General features: G+C 42.0%; 15 protein-coding genes and 1 tRNA gene. 9 read left to right on the plus strand and 7 right to left on the minus strand.

The features are described from left to right. Positions 1-8: 8 nt before the first annotated feature. The 3 genes from VYM24_RS09795 (at position 9) to VYM24_RS09805 (ending at position 4,202) form a co-directional block, all read left to right on the plus strand. Positions 9-1,214: a DUF6047 family protein gene (locus VYM24_RS09795; protein ID WP_330942041.1), complete on the plus strand. Its 1,206-nt coding sequence runs from the start codon at positions 9-11 to the stop codon at positions 1,212-1,214. Then, complete coding sequence (locus tag VYM24_RS09800) at positions 1,214-2,086, plus strand: hypothetical protein (protein WP_330942042.1); 873 nt, start codon at positions 1,214-1,216, stop codon at positions 2,084-2,086. The genes VYM24_RS09795 and VYM24_RS09800 overlap by 1 nt, the downstream gene beginning before the upstream one ends. A 223-nt stretch (positions 2,087-2,309) precedes the next feature. After that, positions 2,310-4,202 carry a type IA DNA topoisomerase gene (locus VYM24_RS09805; RefSeq protein ID WP_330942229.1) on the plus strand — a complete coding sequence of 631 codons (1,893 nt, stop codon included), beginning with the start codon at positions 2,310-2,312 and terminating at the stop codon, positions 4,200-4,202. 147 nt (positions 4,203-4,349) lie between these two features. On the opposite strand, the gene VYM24_RS09810 is transcribed toward VYM24_RS09805, so the two are convergent. The 4 genes from VYM24_RS09810 to VYM24_RS09825 form a co-directional block, all read right to left on the minus strand. After that, entirely contained in the window at positions 4,350-5,570 is a 1,221-nt protein-coding gene (locus VYM24_RS09810; protein ID WP_211737711.1) for a site-specific integrase, read from the minus strand. Between the two features lie 242 nt (positions 5,571-5,812). Then, positions 5,813-5,885, minus strand: a tRNA-Lys gene (locus VYM24_RS09815). An 80-nt stretch (positions 5,886-5,965) separates the two neighbouring features. Then, positions 5,966-7,096 carry an AI-2E family transporter gene (locus VYM24_RS09820; RefSeq protein ID WP_330942043.1) on the minus strand — a complete coding sequence of 377 codons (1,131 nt, stop codon included), beginning with the start codon at positions 7,094-7,096 and terminating at the stop codon, positions 5,966-5,968. Between the two features lie 25 nt (positions 7,097-7,121). Beyond that, the gene (locus tag VYM24_RS09825; RefSeq protein WP_007219749.1) at positions 7,122-7,727 is read right to left on the minus strand and encodes a thymidine kinase; all 606 of its coding nucleotides are present in this window, start codon (positions 7,725-7,727) and stop codon (positions 7,122-7,124) included. Positions 7,728-7,827: 100 nt separating this feature from the next. Here VYM24_RS09825 and VYM24_RS09830 point away from each other — a divergent pair, with 100 nt between their 5' ends. From VYM24_RS09830 to VYM24_RS09850, 5 genes are read left to right on the plus strand one after another with little or no spacing between them, the layout of a single operon-like run. Then, positions 7,828-8,457, plus strand: a complete 630-nt coding sequence (locus tag VYM24_RS09830) for a hypothetical protein (protein WP_330942230.1) — start codon at positions 7,828-7,830, stop codon at positions 8,455-8,457. Positions 8,458-8,470: 13 nt separating this feature from the next. Further along, complete coding sequence (gene rsmI, locus VYM24_RS09835) at positions 8,471-9,145, plus strand: 16S rRNA (cytidine(1402)-2'-O)-methyltransferase (protein ID WP_007219747.1); 675 nt, start codon at positions 8,471-8,473, stop codon at positions 9,143-9,145. A 33-nt stretch (positions 9,146-9,178) separates the two neighbouring features. After that, positions 9,179-10,057: a Cbp1 family collagen-binding glycoprotein adhesin gene (locus VYM24_RS09840; protein WP_291555006.1), complete on the plus strand. Its 879-nt coding sequence runs from the start codon at positions 9,179-9,181 to the stop codon at positions 10,055-10,057. Between the two features lie 56 nt (positions 10,058-10,113). Next, a complete protein-coding gene (locus VYM24_RS09845) occupies positions 10,114-10,806 on the plus strand; it encodes a YjjG family noncanonical pyrimidine nucleotidase (RefSeq protein ID WP_330942044.1) in 693 nt (230 codons plus the stop codon). 51 nt (positions 10,807-10,857) lie between these two features. Beyond that, entirely contained in the window at positions 10,858-11,502 is a 645-nt protein-coding gene (locus VYM24_RS09850) for a MarC family protein (protein ID WP_007212579.1), read from the plus strand. A 77-nt stretch (positions 11,503-11,579) separates the two neighbouring features. Here VYM24_RS09850 and VYM24_RS09855 read toward each other — a convergent pair whose 3' ends face one another. From VYM24_RS09855 to VYM24_RS09865, 3 genes are read right to left on the minus strand one after another with little or no spacing between them, the layout of a single operon-like run. Continuing rightward, positions 11,580-12,464 (minus strand): hypothetical protein, encoded by an 885-nt coding sequence (locus VYM24_RS09855; protein WP_291555001.1) that lies wholly within the window; start codon positions 12,462-12,464, stop codon positions 11,580-11,582. A 35-nt stretch (positions 12,465-12,499) separates the two neighbouring features. Continuing rightward, positions 12,500-14,095 (minus strand): RagB/SusD family nutrient uptake outer membrane protein, encoded by a 1,596-nt coding sequence (locus tag VYM24_RS09860; protein ID WP_330942045.1) that lies wholly within the window; start codon positions 14,093-14,095, stop codon positions 12,500-12,502. A gap of 28 nt (positions 14,096-14,123) precedes the next feature. Next, the gene (locus VYM24_RS09865) at positions 14,124-17,300 is read right to left on the minus strand and encodes a SusC/RagA family TonB-linked outer membrane protein (RefSeq protein WP_330942046.1); all 3,177 of its coding nucleotides are present in this window, start codon (positions 17,298-17,300) and stop codon (positions 14,124-14,126) included. Positions 17,301-17,752: 452 nt separating this feature from the next. Between VYM24_RS09865 and VYM24_RS09870 the strand changes: the two genes are divergently transcribed. After that, a complete protein-coding gene (locus VYM24_RS09870; RefSeq protein WP_291554997.1) occupies positions 17,753-18,946 on the plus strand; it encodes a site-specific integrase in 1,194 nt (397 codons plus the stop codon). The last annotated feature ends 735 nt before the right edge of the window (positions 18,947-19,681 follow it).

The raw sequence follows: 19,681 nt of genomic DNA on the forward strand, positions 1-19,681 counted from the left end.
TGATTGTCATGCCTGCATGGATGGAAAAAATAAAAGACAGACTAACCGAAAAAAAAGATTTGAAAAGCCTGTTTATAGAGTTGCTGCCGGATAACCGGGTATCGACTGTCATGGTCGTAGCGTATGTCCCGACGGATAAAGACTCTTTTCCGGTATTTATGGATCTTGTCGCCCGGATAGCCATGGATCAGAAAACGGTGCCGGATAACCTTTTGCTGCATTTTGAGGGAATACCCGCCAAGGACATTCCTTTCACCAGCAAACTGCCGGTAAAAGACAGTGAGAAAGCCCTTCGTTTCATCGTTTCTCACGGAGGTATCACAGAAAACAATTCTGTTCCTCTGCGGAAAGCGGCCTACCTGAGAGCATGCCAAAAGGAACTGACGGCAGAGAATTTCCAGGCACTGGACCACTCGTCGGGTTATAAGCGTTTTGTTGCTTATGAGGATGCAATGGAAAAGGTCGCATCAGGGAAACAGGCCAAACAATTCTACACTATCGTTGAGACGGAACAAGGTATCCGGGTATTCAATGACGGATTATCCGGAACGAAGAAGTTCCGGGATTACCTGCAATCAATGGCGGATAATTTCTACTCAGGCTCTCTACAGAATGTGGAATCGTTGAATATCTACCGGATAGAAACCGTATCACGCCGGATGCTGGAACTCTCCAACGGGAATCAAACCTCCATGCCGCAAGCGGCAATGGAAATTCTGGCGAATTACAAGCCGTCCGTCACTTTCGACATGCATCCTACAGGGGAAAACCTCGACCGGTTTATTACGGCTAACGCACTGGAACTCTCCGCCCGAAACTGGAATATCATGACTCTTCAGGATATAGCTGACAGAGGATATGCCCATTTACCGGCGGACGAATCGTTTGCCTATAAAAAGGATTTCTTACCCGTGGAGAAAAGTATCCGTGAGATTATCCGGCAAAAGGATCTGCGCCGGGATTATCCTTTTCAACAGAAGATGAATGAACTGCAAACCGCAGCCAAGTCATTGGCCGGGACACTGTTAAACCGGGGTGGGGTACGGAAGGATTATCAACGGACAATCCGGTCTGTTGGAGTCTCGAAGGATACTATACAGGTCCGGGCAGCCGTGAAACTGCATAACAAACCCGAATCTCCACGTGACAATGAAAAGAAAAAAGTCAAGACAAAAAACGCTTCTCCCCAAAAGCAGGCGAAGCCAAAATTATAGTGCTTATGGAATTGATAAATAACACATTCATTCCCGAAAACGAGATACCACGCAGCCGTAGGGATGCCGGAAGAAAAGCATTCCTGCAGACTTTCAGGAACCTGTTCACAAACCGGAACCCTTTCAGGAAATTCATGGACGCCTATCGTTTCAATACGATCCGCTGGAGTGCATCCAACCTTCACGAACCCTCATGGGGAAAACGGATCGGATTGTTCCTCCAGACGAGGAATCCGGTTGCCATCCTCCGGGATGAGTACCTGAACAACCGCAGTAGCCTGTTGAATAAATGGGAAGTATCCAACCTGAACCGCATCCAGACGGAGCTGGTTCGGATTGGCAGGATGCCTCTTCAGGATAGGGACAGGAATACTTTCAAGAGCCTTGGCAGTATTGCAAAAAAGATAAGGCAACTGCAGGGATACGAAGGATGCCCCGATATGAGCCACGAAAAACAGCTCCTGGCGACATACAGATATATCCTATCTTCTCCCTTTGACCGGAAGTTCGGGGGATTGCCGCCCGATGAGATTTGTGGGATGCTCCGTCAGAACGGCCTGTCCGAATCGAACCTCCCTTACCAGAATTATGAAGGAATCCTGCAAGGGCGTGAAACGGTCATGTATGAGCTGGCAGCCAGAAAGAACGGGGAGAAATACCTCCAACCGTCAGACCTGGTAAAACTGGATGCCGGGATGACCGGATTCTCAATGGATTTAATCAGCCGTTTCCCGGCAAAGGAGACCTCCGTACCGAATCTGGCGGAAGGCATACAGGCATCGGAGAAAAAAGAGAAACTCTCCGTACCCAAAGAACCGAAGAAGAAGGTGAGGAAGGGAAAGACAAAGGCCAAGAGTGTAAAAATAAAATAGTCATTCACATTACAACATTCAACATTAAAAGATAACTAAGATGAAAACGATTTGCATCTGTGAAAAGCCGTCCGTGGCACGCAGTATCGCCCGGGTTTTGGGCGCAACGGAGAAACAGGAAGGATATTTGAGTGGAAACGGGTATGCCGTTATATGAACTTACGGCCACCTGCTGGCATTGGCCTTGCCTCAAGACTACGGTATCGTCCGTGCAGAGAAGGAGATGTTGCCGATTATTCCCGACCCGTTCAAACTGGTTGTTCGCCAGGTAAAAACAGAAGAGGGTTATAAGGCTGATCCGTCGGCATTGAAACAATTAGACGTGCTCCGCAGACTGTTGAATCAGGCGGGTAGTGTGATCATTTGTACGGATGCAGCAAGAGAAGGGGAACTTATAGCCAGATACGTCCTTGAATATCTGGGGTACACAAAAGAAACCAAACGCCTGTGGATATCCTCGCTCACGGAAAAATCAATACGGGAAGGGTTCAACAACCTTAAATCAAGCGGGGAGTTTGACAACCTGTACCGTGCTGCTAAAGCCCGCAGAGAAGCAGATTGGGTAGTCGGTATGAATGCCAGTCTGTCTTTGAGCATAGCGGCCGGAAAGAGCAACTATTCTCTGGGAAGGGTGCAGACCCCGACACTTGCCATGATTTGCCGCCGATATCTGGACAACAAGGATTTTGTAGCCAAACCCTATTACCTGCTACAACTACGCACAACAAAGGCAGGGGAAGAACTTGTAATGACCTGCGCCGAAAAGTATGATACACTCCAGAAACTCGACATGACCCGTAAAAAGGTCTGTGAAGAGAAAACAGCCAAAGTGGTGCAGGTAGAAAAGAAGCAAGTATCGGAAGAAGCTCCACTACTTTATGATTTAACCGCCCTGCAGCAGAGTGCCAACACCAAACTGGGACTGACCGCGGAACAAACGCTGAACATTGCCCAGAAGTTGTATGAATTCGGCTACATTTCGTATCCACGTACCGGGTGCGGTTATATCACAGAGGACATCTTTGAACAGGTTCCTTCCCTCATCGCCTTGCTGAAGCAGCATCCCCGTTTTGCACGCCATGCGGAGAATCTCTGTAGCCGGATTTTGAACCGCCACTGTGTGAAGGATAGCAAGATGACAGACCACCACGGATTAATCATTACGGAGAACTTTCCTCAGAACCTTTCCCTTGACGAACAGAATATCTACTCTATGATTGCAGGACGTATGCTGGAGGCTTTCTCCGGCAAATGCCTGAAAGAAACGTTATTTGTACAGGCTGATTGTAACGGAGCCTCTTTCGGAATTAAAGGGTGCCAAATCAAGGTTCCGGGATGGAGAGGCATTTATAATGAACCGGATGAAAAAGAAGAAGGAAGCCTCCTGCCCGAATTTAAGGAGGGTGAAACTTTGCCCGTTCTTGGCATTGATACGTTAGCTAGGAAAACCAAGCCACAGCCGATATTCACCGAGGCAAGTCTGCTTGCGGCAATGGAAGGGTGTGGTCGGAATTTGAGCGATGAAAAAGAGAAAGAAGCGATGAAAGACTCCGGACTAGGGACACCGGCTACACGGGCTGGAATTATCGAACTGCTTATCACCAGACACTATGTGGAAAGAAGCGGACGATCACTAATACCCACTCCTAAAGGACTGGAAGTATATGGTATTGTAAAAGAGAAGATGATTGCCAATGTGAGCATGACCGGAAGATGGGAATGTGAGTTACATGAGATAGAAACCGGAGAAGTTTCCACCGAAACATTCACGGAAAATATCAATTCCTACGCTCGGCAAATCACGTCTGAACTGCTTACTCTTAAACTAGACCATCCGGACTTGCTGCACTGTAAATGCCCTAAGTGCGGGGCAGAAACAATTACTGTTTTCAATAAGGTGGCCAAATGCGGCGATCCCGATTGCGCTTTTCTTTTGTTCCGGACCTTCAACGGCAGGGAACTGACGGATAACCAGATGCTCCTGCTGTTACAGGGAAAGCGCACTGGATATCTCAAGTTCACCAGTAAGAAAGGGAAAAAGTATGAAGCTTCGCTGGAATTGGATGACAACTACAAGATTGATATTACATTCAAGGATAATAAACCTAGGAAATAGTCCATTGGCTTATGAAAAAAGAAATAGATGAGATACTACTAGGAGCTAACACTCAATAAAGAGACGTGTATTTGTTTAGATTCAGAGAGATATAACTTTCGAACAAAGGGGATGTCGCAAAAAACGACATCCCCTTTGATATCTTATTTATATGGCAAATTTATGCTTCATCACTTCCATTTCTTTGGAAACAGTAGTGTCTAAAACTTTTGCATAAATTTTCGTGGTTCGTATGTCTGAGTGTCCTAACATTCTAGCGATTGTTTCCATTGACACTTTATTTGCTAGAGCTATGCATGCAAACGTATGGCGGCCGACATGGGTCGTTAACTTTTTAGTAATTCCACACATATCGGCAATTTCTTTCAAATAACTGTTCATCAGTTGATTACAAGGTACAGGAAGCACCATGTTCTTTTGTACACAGATCGGATTGTTCTTATATTTTTCAACTATTAATGCGGGAATGTCAAGCAGCGGTATGTGACACATGTTATTTGTCTTTTCACGAGGCTTTCGAATCCAATTTTCCCCATTAGGACCTTTTGTAATATGCTCGGGACGTAAATGTTTTATATCTGTGAATGCTAATCCGGACAGGCAGCAAAAAACAAATATGTCGCGTACTATTTCTAAACGAGGTATCTTAAATTTTTTTTCCATAATAATATGTAGTTCCTCTTCGCTGAGAAACTCCCGATTAGATTGGGTTTGTTTGAACCTGATTCCGGAGAATGGATTATCCGTCATCCATTTATTTGTAAGTGCCAATATGATAATTTTCTTTAGGTTCTTTAAATATTTAACAGTTGCATTCTGTGCGCAATTTTTTTCTGTTTTGATAAAGAATTCGAAATTGGATATGAACTCATGGTTAATATTGTAAAGAGGAATATCGTTTAATTGATATTCTTTTTTCAAGAACTCCTCAAGATATCGTACGGTTCTCTCATAACGGAGCACTGTAGCTTTCACCACATCTTTCCCTATTAACTCACGATACTTTGTGTTGTGTTCTTTGAAAACTTCCAATAACATCTTGGGAGTTTGGCTCTCACCATAGAATAAATTCTTCAGAATTTCAGCAGTGATAGGTTTATCATCCTGCTCTAACTCACGATGAATACGAAGTACGCGGGTACGTACTGTTTCCAGATAGTGATTAAGTTCCAGATGCTTTCTGTCCTTACCAATCGCACATTCCCTTTGGGCATTCCACTTACCAATCTCCACACTACGCTTGATTTGAATTTCCGCGCGTTTCCCATTTACAGTTATTCTCAGACAGATAGGAGCCTCTCCGTTTTTCAATAATTTGGCCTTCTTGATGTAGAAAAGGACCGAAAAATAATTTCTTTTCATACTCATACACTTTAAAAGTTTAATGGTTCAAAGTTACTTTTAGAAGCGATGAATAGTATCACGTAAAATGCAGACAATCAGTGAATAAAACACCAATTCGGAGGACTAAAATTTGGAGGAATTTAAGTCCTCCGATTTCACCTGTATTAGGTGTTCCAATTTGCGGTAAAATGCAGGTTTGATATAAAAGAAAAAGCTCTGATAAGTTTGATTATCAGAGCTTTATGCATTTTCGCTACTTTGAAAAGTGATCCGCCTGGGGCTCGAACCCAGGACCCCAACATTAAAAGTGTTGTGCTCTACCTGCTGAGCTAGCGAATCAAACCTTTATTGCTGTTAAGCGGGTGCAAAGATAGGTACTTTTATTTAATTTGCAAGGAATACGAGGAAAAAAGTTTGCATTATTTTTCTTCTATACCCTCTACTGGTTGATCTTCAGTGGTTTCTGCCTTATAAATATTTTCTTGATTAATGATGTATCGTTGATAATAGGAGAGCATCAGAGTGGTAAGTGGCAAAGCTATAATCATACCCAGCATTCCCATTAACGATCCCCAAATGGATAGGGAGAGTAGGATAATAGCCGGATTCAGACCGGTAATCTTTCCCATGATGCGGGGAACGAGATAGCCATCTTGTATGATTTGCACTACTATAAATACAGCAGCAGCCGAAGCTATGATAATCCAGAAATTATCGCCAGTATCCGCAGCTTTCAGAATGGCAAGCATGATGGTGGGGACAAAACCGATGATTTGTAGGTAAGGCACCATATTCAGCGCACCGATGAATAGTCCTAAACCAATAGCCAGCGGGAAATCAATAATCAGAAAGCCGATACTGAATAGAATACCTACGCACAAAGCTACTAATGCCTGTCCACGGAAATATCTGTTCATACCGTCTTTTACGTCATTCAGTATGCCGGTTACTGTTTTCCGGTATTTCTTTGGCATCAGGTGTGTCCAACCTTCGGAAATGCTTTCGTAATCAAGCAAAATAAACACTATATATAATAGGATAAGGAAGACGGTGAAGAACCCGAATAAGAGGTTGATAGACTCCGATATAAGCGACCATAACTTAGGAACGGTTACTTTAAGGGCATCTAGTATATTCTCCTGGCTGAACATTTGCTCTAAGATGTGAAGGTCGATATTCTGCCGGATAAATTCGGAGAGGGTAGTGGGGACATTGCTTGCTGTATGAGTGGTGCTGAAGTATTCTATCAATAAATCCTTTACCCGCAGGAATTCCTGAATCATGGGCGGCACAAGCAGATAGAATGCAACGCTTCCTATAATGCTGAGAGTAAACAAGGCACAAAAGATAGATATTATTCTGTTTTTTAGCCGTAGCTTATGCTGGAAGAAGCTTACCAACGGATATATCAGATAAGCAATAAGCCAGGCAAGGAAGAACGGAAGCAATACGCCGCTCAATCGCTTCAGGAGCATTAATACCCCAATGATGATAGCACCGAGAATGACAGCACGGATAAAACTGTCGAATGTAATTTTCTTACGTTCCATAAGGCTTTTGCTTTTTATTTATAGTTTATCCACCGGCGGCAGTCCGGTCTCCCTTTATTGCCCGCAGATAACATTCCCGGCAGAGGGGTTCGTATTCGGCCGTCTCTCCCAGAAGGACTTGTTTGTCGTTCTTGACGGTGCGGTGTGAGAAGGAGGCTAACTGTCCGCACTTCACACAAATAGCGTGGACCTTGGATACTTCATCGGCAATGGCACAAAGTCCGGGCATAGGACCGAAGGGAAGACCGCGGAAGTCCATATCCAGACCTGCTACAATAACACGTATGCCATTATTGGCAAGTTCATTACACACATCAATCAGGCCATTATCAAAGAATTGCGCTTCGTCGATACCTACTACATCGATTTCTGAAGTGAACAGTAGGATACTTGCCGATGAATCAATCGGTGTAGAAGCGATGGAATGGCTATCGTGAGATACGACCTCTTCTTCCGAATAGCGTGTATCAATAGCAGGCTTGAATATTTCTACACGCTGTTTGGCGAATTTAGCGCGTTTCAGACGGCGGATCAGTTCTTCTGTCTTACCGGAGAACATTGAGCCGCATATAACTTCGATTCTTCCTCTACGATTGGTTTCCTGTATATGGTCTTCCGAGAATAATACCATTGTTCTAAAATGTTTATTTTAGCCGCAAAAATAACACTTTTAATGGCTTTCCGATATTTTTTCATTATTTATTTCTACATTTGCGGCATTAACATTTGTGATGCGAAAGGAAATGCAGACATTATTGGACGACATAGAACTGGATATTCAGGAACTGAAATATTTAATGAAAGTTCTTGCAACAGACGCCAACCCTACATTGAAGGTGGTAGCTAAACGGAATATACAGCAGATGCGTGCGCGACTGGATGCTTTGCAGAAACAGCTGGACGAAACTCCCGTAGAGGTAGTTGTCATTCCTGAAGCTCCTGTCGCTCCAGTGGTTATTCCCGAACCGGCCGCTGCTCCTGAACCGGTTAAGCCGACTCCTGTAGAACCGCTCGTTGTTGAAATCACCAAGCCGGTAGAGATCGTATCTCCCAAGTCTGAGTCTAAGCCTAAATCCGAGTCTGAACCGTCCGCGATACTATCTTCTGCATCGCCTATTTTAGCGGAACGGATAAAGTCGGCTACTGATCTGCGGCATGCTATCAGCCTGAATGACTCATTTCGCTTTGCCCGCGAGATTTTTGGTGGTGATACTGCCCGTATGAATGAAGTGATACGCCAGTTGGGTGCTGCTCCTTCATTGGAAAAGGCATTGGAACTCTTTTCTTCTACCGTTAATCCTGATGAAGAGAATGAAACGGTGGTTGATTTTATAGAACTTCTTAAGAAATACTTTAGTTAAAGCAGTTACGGATATGGGAAAACTTTATGTAGTGCCTACTCCGGTAGGAAATTTGGAAGATATGACATTCCGGGCTATTCGTATTTTGAAAGAGGCGGATTTGATTCTTGCCGAAGATACGCGCACTTCCGGAATCTTACTGAAGCATTTTGAAATAAAGAACGCAATGCAATCCCATCATAAGTTTAATGAACATAAAATGGTGGAAAGTGTTGTTAATAGAATAAAGGCAGGTGAAACTGTTGCGTTAATATCGGACGCAGGAACACCGGGAATCTCCGATCCGGGCTTTCTGGTAGTGCGTGAGTGTGTTCGCAACGGTATTGAAGTACAATGTTTGCCGGGGGCTACAGCTCTTGTGCCGGCTTTGGTTGCTTCGGGCTTGCCGAATGAAAAATTCTGTTTCGAAGGTTTTCTTCCGCAGAAAAAAGGACGCATGACACGTCTGAAGATATTGGCAGAGGAACGCCGTACCATGGTGTTTTATGAGTCTCCCCACCGTCTGGTGAAAGCGTTGACTCAGTTTGCAGAGCATTTCGGTGCGGAACGTCAGGCATCTGTATCCCGGGAGATCTCGAAGATGCACGAAGAAACGGTGCGTGGCAGTCTGACTGAATTGATTGAGCATTTCACAGCCAATGATCCGCGTGGAGAAATAGTAATAGTAGTAGCAGGAATAGACGATTAAATAACTTCATTAACCAACGTAAAACAAAAGCGTATGAAAAAGTTAGCAGTTTTAATTGTATGTGCGGCCGTTATGGCATCGTGCGACGGCTTGTCAGGTGGAAGTAAAGACCAACTGAAAGCTGAAAATGATTCTCTTTTGATGGAACTTACCCAGCGTAATGCTGAACTGGATGAAATGATGGGTACTTTCAATGATATCTCTGAAGGCTTCCGCCAAATCAATGCCGCCGAAAGCCGCGTAGACTTGCAGCGTGGTGCGGTTTCAGAAGGTTCTTTATCAGCTAAGCAGCAGATTGCCACTGATATTGAATTTATCCAGAAACAAATGCAGGAAAACAAAGAGCAGATCGCTAAACTGGAAGCTATGCTGAAAAGTAGCAAGAATAACTCTACCCAGTTGAAGAAAGCTGTAGAATCTCTGACCCAGGAATTAGTAGCCAAAACCCAGCGTATCGAGGAATTGCAGGCTGAACTTGCCTCCAAGAATATTCGTATTCAGGAACTGGATGCAGCTGTGACTGGCTTGTCAACTGACAAAGAAATTCTTACTGCCGAAAATGAAGCAAAAGCTAAAACCGTAGCTGAGCAAGATAAGGCACTGAATACCGCTTGGTTTGTTTTCGGAACAAAGAAAGAACTGAAGGATCAGAATATTCTGACAAATACCGGTCTCTTCCAGAAAAAGCAAGTGCTTAAGGATAGTGATATCAATAAGGATTACTTTACTCAGGTTGATATTCGTACAACGAAAGAAATTAAGTTGTATTCTAAGAGTGCAGATGTCTTGACCACTCATCCGGCAGGTTCTTATGCTTTGGAGAAAGATGATAAAGATCAGCTCGTTCTGAAGATTACGAATCCGAAAGATTTCTGGAGCGTATCCAGATACCTGGTTATTCAAGTAAAATAACTTAATTAAATTATAAGAATGGCAGGGAAGGGTTATCCCTGCCATTTTCTTTTTATATGCAGTACAAGAATATCCTTTTTGACCTGGACGATACTCTCTGGGCCTTTTCTTTTAATGCCCGTGATACATTTGAGGAAATGTATCGCAAATATGGATATGATCGCTATTTTCGGTCTTTTGAACATTTCTATGAACTCTATGAGAAGCGTAATATCGAATTGTGGGCAGAATATGCAGATGGAAAAGTGACAAAGGAAGAATTGAATCGTCAACGTTTTCTTTATCCGCTGGAGGCAGTAGGAGAGGGGGATGCGGCTTTAGCGAAAGCTTTTTCTGATGACTTCTTTGCGGTTATTCCTACAAAAAGCAGATTGATGCCCCATGCGCAGGAAGTGCTGGAATATTTGGCACCTAAATATAATCTTTATATCCTCTCCAATGGATTTCAGGAACTGCAATGCCACAAAATGCGTTCTGCTGGAATTGACCATTACTTCAAGAAAGTAGTTCTATCAGATGATATTGGTGTCCTGAAGCCATGGCCCGAGATTTTCCATTTTGCCATGTCGGCTACCCAGTCTGAACTGCGTGAGTCGTTGATGGTGGGTGACAGCTGGGAAAATGATATAACGGGTGCTCAGGGAGTAGGCATGCATCAGGTATTCTATAATGTAACGGGACGTACCGAGTTTCCATTTAAGCCTACTTATCAGATTACAGATTTGAAAGAGTTGCTTCAATTGTTGTGACATTGAGGGATTAGTTGTAATTTTGTCAGCGTAAACACATAATTTGCAGCTATGGATACTATTTTACCTTTCGCTTTGCTTTGTTTCACTTCTTTCTTTACATTGACAAATCCTCTCGGGACTATGCCTGTCTTTCTGACCATGACCCATGGAATGACGGATAAGGAGCGACAGTCTGTAGTGTCTCGTGCTACATTAGTAGCTTTCATCACGATTATGGTTTTTACCTTTGCAGGTCAGTTCCTGTTCAAGTTCTTTGGGATCTCTACAAACGGATTTCGTATAGCCGGTGGTGTTATAATCTTTAAAATCGGTTTTGATATGTTGCAAGCACGTTACACACAAATGAAATTAAAAGATGAAGAGATTAAAACTTATGCTGATGACATCTCCGTTACCCCTTTAGGAATTCCGATGCTTTGTGGTCCCGGTGCCATAGCAAATGCCATTGTGTTGATGCAGGATGCCCATACTATCCAAATGAAGGGTGTATTAATAGGAATGATCGCCTTTATCTACCTGATTACGTTTTTCATTCTGCGTGCCTCTACGCGGCTGGTAAAAGTGTTAGGGGAAACGGGAAATAATGTGATGATGCGCCTGATGGGACTTATTCTGATGGTAATTGCTGTGGAGTGTTTTGTGAGTGGGGCGAAACCGATATTGGTGGATATTTTGAAAGAAGGTCTGATATAAAACTGCCCCCAAATGTCTGGTTGGACATTCGGAGGCAGTTTTTATTATTTAAGATGTGTCCAGTTATCGTATGATTATCACCATGGATAATTTACGTTCCAGATAAATGCTACGGTCTGATACCAACCCAGACTGACACTGCTTCCACCTTCATCATAACCTACCAAGGCTTCGATTATATAGAGGTTGCCATCGTTTTCGAATGCACAGTTGTTCTTACCCGGTGTGTAGGCAAAGTAATAGTTGCCGTCGTCTGCACTCGCTTCACCCATTTTCTGAACCGTAGATGGGAATCCGACAGGTGTACCATTAGCGGCATTGACGATGAACTGGATATGGTGTCCCTTTTCCAAAGTCACTCCTGTTGCACCGGCTGCTGTTTCAGAATAATAGTAGGGACTTACCAGTCGGTACAAACCATTACCACCTTCTGCCTTTTCTATATCCACTTTTACACCATCACCTACCAAACCATTATCATCGATGGTTCCTGACCATGAAGTATAGAACTGAGCGCTACCGGCTGCTACCCAATTGTACAACTTGCTTAAATTAATTGTTGTGGTAGAATTACCTGATACAGAGGTGTTATCCTTTGCTATGGAAAGAGTCGCTTTATAAGAAACACCTACTTGAATGTCGCCTACTGCAATCGTATAAATGGCAGTATTACTACCATCTGCAAATGTTACCTCAGCTGGTCCGCTCAATGCAGGATCGTTAAATTTTGCATCTACGGCAATGGTCGATGCACCTACATTGGTACTGCGTGTCAGAGAAACCTTGATTTCGGTCAACGTTTCAGTACCTGCTACGGTATAGGTTTGTTCGCTCTGGTCGAACGTATATTTCACTTCGCTGTCTATCGGGGCTTTGTCCCAATAACCATCGGTGCTACAGCCGACAAACATGACAGCCGCTACCGACAGCGCTATGGATAGAATTGATTTATTGAAATTCATATAATGCTATTTTTACAGTTTGTTACCTATGTTCATTAGTTGTCTGTAACCGGAGACGGAATTGACGTTACCGGATTATTGTCTGATGCCGAGATCAATGAGTTACCTTGTTCTTCACTTTCAGGGATACGGTAGATCAAGGTGTTATCACCGGCCGGCACGTTAAATACATAAGCGGCAGGGAATCCGGCTCCACGACGATCGATACCTTTATTCAGTCGCAGAATGTCAAAATAAGAAAGGCCCTCACCCCAAAGTTCAATACGACGTTGCTGCCATACTGCATCCTGTACGGCTGTTGCACTGGAAGCGGTACAAACATAGGCAGGGTCACGATAATCATTTACAAATTTTTGTAAAGTAGCTGCGCCGGTTGAAGGATTTCCACCCATAGCTTGTGCTTCTGCCAAAATCAAGTGCATTTCTTCCACACGCATCAAAGGAATGTCGCTTGCGTTAGTGCTTTGAGCCATTACTCCCTTATAAGGACCGTATTTCATTTGAGTATAAGCGGGGCAACCATATTTCGTAGCTTGGGCTACTTGTGCTTCATTCAAGTTGTCAGAATGCTTATTGGCATCGAGCCACCATCCTTTACGAACGTCTGTATCGGGAATCTCGTTATACAATTTTTTGTTGATCATACGCCATGATCCTACTGAAGCGTATCCATAATTCAGTGATCCCATATGTGAAGGGAAATTCACAATACCGGAAGTTACTACACGGTCTGTTTCAGCGATTACAATGGCCCACATCCAAGAGTGGTCACTGCTTTCCGTAAAACCCGGAGCACTTGCTTCTTCGCGACTATAAGGAGTGCCACTGCCATCGATGGCTTTTTGAGCGTCTTCAGCTGCTGCTGTCCAATTTTGCATGGTCAGATTGACACGTGCACGCAAACCATAAGCCACTTCCTTACTGATGTAGCGCTTATCGGTACCACGGGTTTTGTCAGTATCCTCTAATAAAGATACAGCTTTGTTCAGGTCACTCATAATCTGATCATAGACTTCCTGCACAGTAGACCGGGCACAACCATTAGCTGCAGCCTCATTGGCATTCTCGTTTGTAATCAGAGGAACGCAAGGTTTGCTTTCATTTCCTTTATAAGTATGCTGATACATTTGGGCCAATATAAAATAGTCGAATGCGCGTATGGACAAAGCCTGTGCCAAGTAGTACTTCAGAGAGTTATCTTCTGTAGCCGGGTCGATGGTACTCACTACTCCATTGGCGGTATAGATCTGGTTGTACATCGTACGCCATAATATGTTTGTCGGACGATAGTTAAAGAAAAGATCTTCAAAAGTCATGGAACGGGTAAACCAGTTATAGTTTATGTCTAAACCAACCATATCTGTGCCGCGGCTATCCAAATTCAGCATAATTGAACCATAACCGAAGTCATCGTGTCCAAAAGAAGTAGGGATGGCATTGCCATATACACTGAACATGGCGGTGATACCCGTTACGCTTGCGGATACCATTTCTGGGTCGTTTTTAACAACTTCTTCTTTCTGGTCGCTTGTAATAACAGCTCCCAGGGGTTCGGTATCTAAATCATTACACCCCACAAGCAATACACTTGCAAGTGCCGATGCGAATATTTTAAATTTTATATCTTTCATTGTTATTCTGCTTTATAGTTAGTATAGTTTAGAACGTTAATTTCACTCCTGCCGAAATACTGCGTAATGCACCATACGTAGAGGTGGTAGATGATACATAACCTTGACGTGGGTCTAATCCCTTACGTGCAGCGAACAATGCAACATTGTCGGCAGCACCATAAACTCTAAGTGATTCTATTCCCAAATTGCGTATGATTCTTTTCGGCAATGTATAACCTAAAGTAATATTGTTTATAGATAAGTAGTTTGAAGAAACAATCCAGCGGTCCGAGCTTGAACCTGCATCATAGTTCTCGGTTGCACACAAGCGGGGAACATCTGTATTCGGGTTCTCTGCCGTCCAGGCTTTGGCAATGTCCTTATGCCAGTTGTAACCGGCATTATTGTTGCTACCACCATGCATCAAGTCTTGATAAGTATAATCCCACAGTTTACCACCCAGTTGATAAGAGAACTGGATAGAGAAGTCAAAACCGTAGAAATCCAAGCTGGTACCGAAACCGCCATAGACGGTTGGAAGCAAATCACCGGTAGCTTCTTTGCAATTAGAAGCGACAGCGTAATCGGCTGTTGTATAGGCGTTTCCTTCATCATCTTTTGCCCAGAACAAAGATTGTCCGGTAGTGGGGTCAACACCTGCATATTTCACAAGATAAAGTTGATACATAGATTCACCCTCGCGATAGATACGTGAACCGCTGATTAATTCGCCATTCAAGTCAGGATGCAGCTTATTTACTTTATTTTTCAGGAAAGTAGCATTACCAAAAATGTTCCACTTTAAATTATTAATATCAATCGGAGTATAATTCAATTCAATTTCCACACCCGAGTTAGTCATCGAACCAATGTTCATTGGAATAGAACTGTAACCGTTGGAGTTTGCTACCGGCTTATTATAAAGCATGTCGCTAGTCTTACGGTTGAAATATTCTATTGTACCTTCTAATTTATGGTTGAGCAGTGTGAAGTCAGTACCTATATTGAAGGAGTTACTCTTTTCCCAAGTGATGTCTGGATTACCTTTATAATAAAGTGTACCATCCGAGAATATACCATTAGCACCAGTCATGGAGTATTGATCCAGATACGGATAGTAGTTTGCATAACCGTTTCTCAGCAATGCATCGTTACCTTGTTGACCAAATGAAGCCTTTAGCTTCAACATATCAATCCATTCTGTATTTTCCAAAAATGCTTCTTTGCTGATAACCCATGCAACACTGGCAGACCAGAAGTTACCCCAACGCTTGTCGGGATGGAAACGAGAAGAAGCGTCGCGACGGTAAGAAGCACTGGCAAAGTATTTTTCATCAAAGTCGTAATTGATTCGACTGATAATGCCTCTGGTAGAATATTCGTCACGAGCACCACCACCACGTTTGTTATCGATAGTGTTGTTTACCGTGAAGTCATAATCCTTATAAAGATTCTGCCCGGTTGCATAACTATATTCATAGCGGTAGTCATAGCTTTCATAACCTAACAGAATATCGAAATTGTTCATTCCGAAGCTTTTCTTATAGGTAGCCAGATATTGCTGGTTGAAGGCAGATGTACGCATGTGTTCTTGTTGTGCAGTACCACCGTAACTTGCTGACTGTCCATAATACTTGTTACCCAAAACATTATAGCGTGTATTATCAATATAAGCGCCCAATGAGCCTGTTAGTTTCAGTCCTTCAATTGGGGACAACTCGATGAACCATTTACCGTTAAGGATATCCATCAGGTATTCTTCCTTATTATAAAGCAAGTCACCTTTGGGGTTTGACATAGACATAAAGTTACGCGTGCTGTTTGTACTGCTACCATCACCGTAATCATAAATCTTGTTACCTGAATTCTTGTCGTAAGCTAGTGAACCATCAGCGTTGCGTACATACATCGGATAAACCGGAGCAATATTATTTGCCAACAAGAAAGCGTTTCCTGAAGAAGCTGTAGCTGTTTGGTCACCCGGATACTTGCTCTTGGCATTAGTATATCCTAAACTGGTGCCGAATTTCAACCACTTTTTTGCTTGATAGTCTACATTTAAACGCGTAGAAATACGATTGAAACCTGAATTTTCGATAACACCGTTATCTTCCAGGTAACCGGCAGAGAAATAGTAGTTCAAACGATCTGTACCACCTGATACACTCAAGTTATACTCTTGACGCATTTGGCTGGAGATTGTTCCATCTGTCCAATCATCCGGAGTATAGTAATATTGTCCGTCACTATAGCCCAGTTTCGCATTTGGGTTGATTTTACCATCCATACCGATCAGACCTTCACCTTGAGGCAACGTATATATTTGGTAACCGATGGCCGGGAACAACTGTGCATTAGCGTAAGTATGTGCAGCTTCCGGAGTACGTCCCAATTTGTAATAAGCGGCATTGTAATGAGCCTTATAGAGAGTTTCCATGTACGTAGCAGGGCTTTCCATCACATCGTATTTACCTACTTGACGAGAATTGCTACCCCAACGTGCATCTACAGATACACGTGCATTACCATCCTTACCTTTTTTAGTGGTTACCAAAATAACGCCGTTAGCACCACGCGCACCATACAAAGCAGCTGCGGCAGCATCTTTCAGTACGGTCATTGTTTCAATATCCTGTGAATTGATAGAAGAAATATCACCATCAAAAGGAATTCCATCTACTACGTATAACGGATTGCTGCTGGATGCCATAGAACCAATACCACGAATACGTACTGTGGCTGAAGTTCCTGGTTGACCGTTGCTGCTTGTAGTTTGTACACCGGCTACACTACCCGACAATGCGTTGGTAATGTTGGATACTTGGCGCTTTTCTAGTTTATCTGCCTTTACAACACTCGCAGAACCGGTAAATGCAGACTTCTTCGCAGTACCGTAAGCTACCACTATAACTTCGTCAAGCATCTCTGAATCCACCTTCATAAAGACCTTCATAGTAGGTTTGATAGCTACTTCTTGTGTCTGCATACCAATGTACGAAACCTGCAAAGTCTTCGCAGAACTTGGTACGTTCGATAAAGTAAAATCACCATCTACACCGGTAATAGTACCAAGTTGAGTACCTTTTACCAATACAGAGGCTCCAATAACTGGCTGCCCATCTTCTTCAGAAATCACAACACCCGTGATTGTCTGAGTTTGGGCAGTTACTAGGCCTATTCCAACAAAAAGACAGGCCAATAACAGCATTAATTTTCTTTTCATAAATTCTCTCTTAAAGTTTAACTTTACATTAATTGTTTCTTTACTCTAACAAAATGCAAATATATTAATAAAACTGAAACGAACAATTATTTTGTTGAAAAAACCTTGTAAATCTATCAATTTGTTAACCAAACGCTCGTTTTTATGCTTAACAGCAGCTTTTTTGCACTTAAAAAACCTAAATGACATTCTGATTGCTATCACTCTGAAGCGCCTCTCAGACTATCATTCCTTAATAAACACCTCACCTTTTAAACTAAAAGTGTTAAAAACATGCATTGGAAGAATTAATTTGAAAGTCATTTTACGTAGATTTACCTTTTTTATAAAGGAAATACAAAACAAAAAACACTTTGTAAAGCGTACTTTTACAGATATTAAGTCTTCTTTATTTCTTGTATAGCACATTATTTCGTCTTATTTGTTCATAGTATTAACTAAAACAACTAAAGATGAACAAGATTATTTACAGTTTAGTGTACAACCGGAAAAAGAACCTTAATAAACGAGGCGTAGCTTTAGTACAGGTTGAGGCTTACTTGAACAGGAAGAAAAAGTATTTCTCGACTAAAGTCTATCTGAGACCAGACCAATGGGATGCGAAAAAACTGCTGGTAAAGAACCATCCTAATGCAGATGCCTTAAATCGATTGATTTATGAGTTCATGGCAATGATAGAAAAGCGCGAACTTGAGCTCTGGCAACAGGGTAAACCTATCACTTTAGAGATATTGAAGGAGGTGCTTTCTGAACAACAAGAACAGGAAGATAAATCCTCGTTTATACCTTTCTTTAAGCACGAGGTCATGACTTCGAACCTAAAAGAAAGTACCAAACGCAATCATCTCTCTACGCTTGCGCTATTGCAAGATTTTAAAAAGAATGTGACATTCTCTGATTTAACTTTTGAGTTTGTATCTTCATTTGAATACTTTCTGCAATCGAAGGGATATCATACTAATACTATAGCTAAACATATGAAGCATTTAAAGCGGCATATCAACGTAGCCATCAATAAGGAGTATATGGATATACAAAAATATGCCTTCAGAAAATACAAGATAAAGACTGTAGAAAATGGGCATACGCATTTGTCTCCGGAAGAACTAGAAAAAATGGAAACCTTGCAATTGACCGGAAGATATATGAAATACCAGAAAACATTGGATGCGTTTTTGTTCTGTTGCTATGCAGGTATGAGATATTCCGATTTTGTTAATATGAAGTCAGAAAACATTATAGAGATGCATCAAGAGACTTGGTTAATCTATAAGTCTATCAAAACCGGTACGGAAGTTCGGCTTCCATTATACTTACTGTTTAACGGGAAGGGGATCCGGATTTTGAATAAATATCAGGCAGATCTACAAGATTTCTTCCATTTGAGAGATAATTCGAATGTGAATAAAGAGTTGATAATCATTGCCCGATTAGCCGGGTTATCTAAAAAAGTGTCATTCCATACAGCGCGACATACCAATGCAACGTTATTGATTTATAATGGTGTTAATATTACAACCGTGCAGAAGCTTTTAGGACATAAGAGTGTGAAAACCACGCAAATATACACTAATGTTATGGATATGACGATAATAAGTGATTTGGAAAAAAACCACTCATTGGCTCACCGTAAAAAAGGGAAATAAGTCCTGCTAAATTAAGGTGTAATCGTTTGCCATGAAACTTTAGGTATATTGGATAAATGAGTTACACCTTTTTGGAGAGGTTTTATGTCTCAGCTCTCTTTGATATTCTGTTCTATTTTTCTTCTTTTTCAATCTCTTGGATAACTTCTCTTTCATGATTAAATAGTAATATATAAAAACCAAAGAAGCATGACATGCAATGCTTCCATAATATATCTATTCCATATCCAAGATGTACTTGCTCCGTACCAAGTCCGTACTTCCTCCGTGTAGAAGTACTTCTGACTGGAGAAGATACGGAGCAACTACGGTTCGGATAGGGTTAGGATATGAATTGGACTAAGAATGTCCATTCAATAGTTATATTACTATACGACGACCAATCTGTTATTTACAAATACTTTAATGCTGTTTGAAGGATAATTGAGTACTATTATTTTATTTACAAAGAAATAGATGATTACCTTTTGTAACATTGCTAATTATCAGAGGATTACAAAATGTCTATTTCTTGTCGACAAGGAGTTAAGAGTCTGTTGACAAAAAGTCAACTTCTTGTTTGTAAGCTCCTAACTTCTTGTGAGCATCAAACTGCGTTCCTGATTTTTATTCAACAAAGTATTCTACCTGAAATTCTTTCTGAGCCATTCGACAAACTGCCTTATCTTGTTTTTATTGTTGTGGGAATTAATTTATTCATATTAGACTTAATATAGTATGTGCTATGTTAAAAAA

This window comes from Bacteroides sp. MSB163 (assembly GCF_036416795.1).
GTDB classification, from domain to species: Bacteria; Bacteroidota; Bacteroidia; order Bacteroidales; family Bacteroidaceae; genus Bacteroides; species Bacteroides maternus.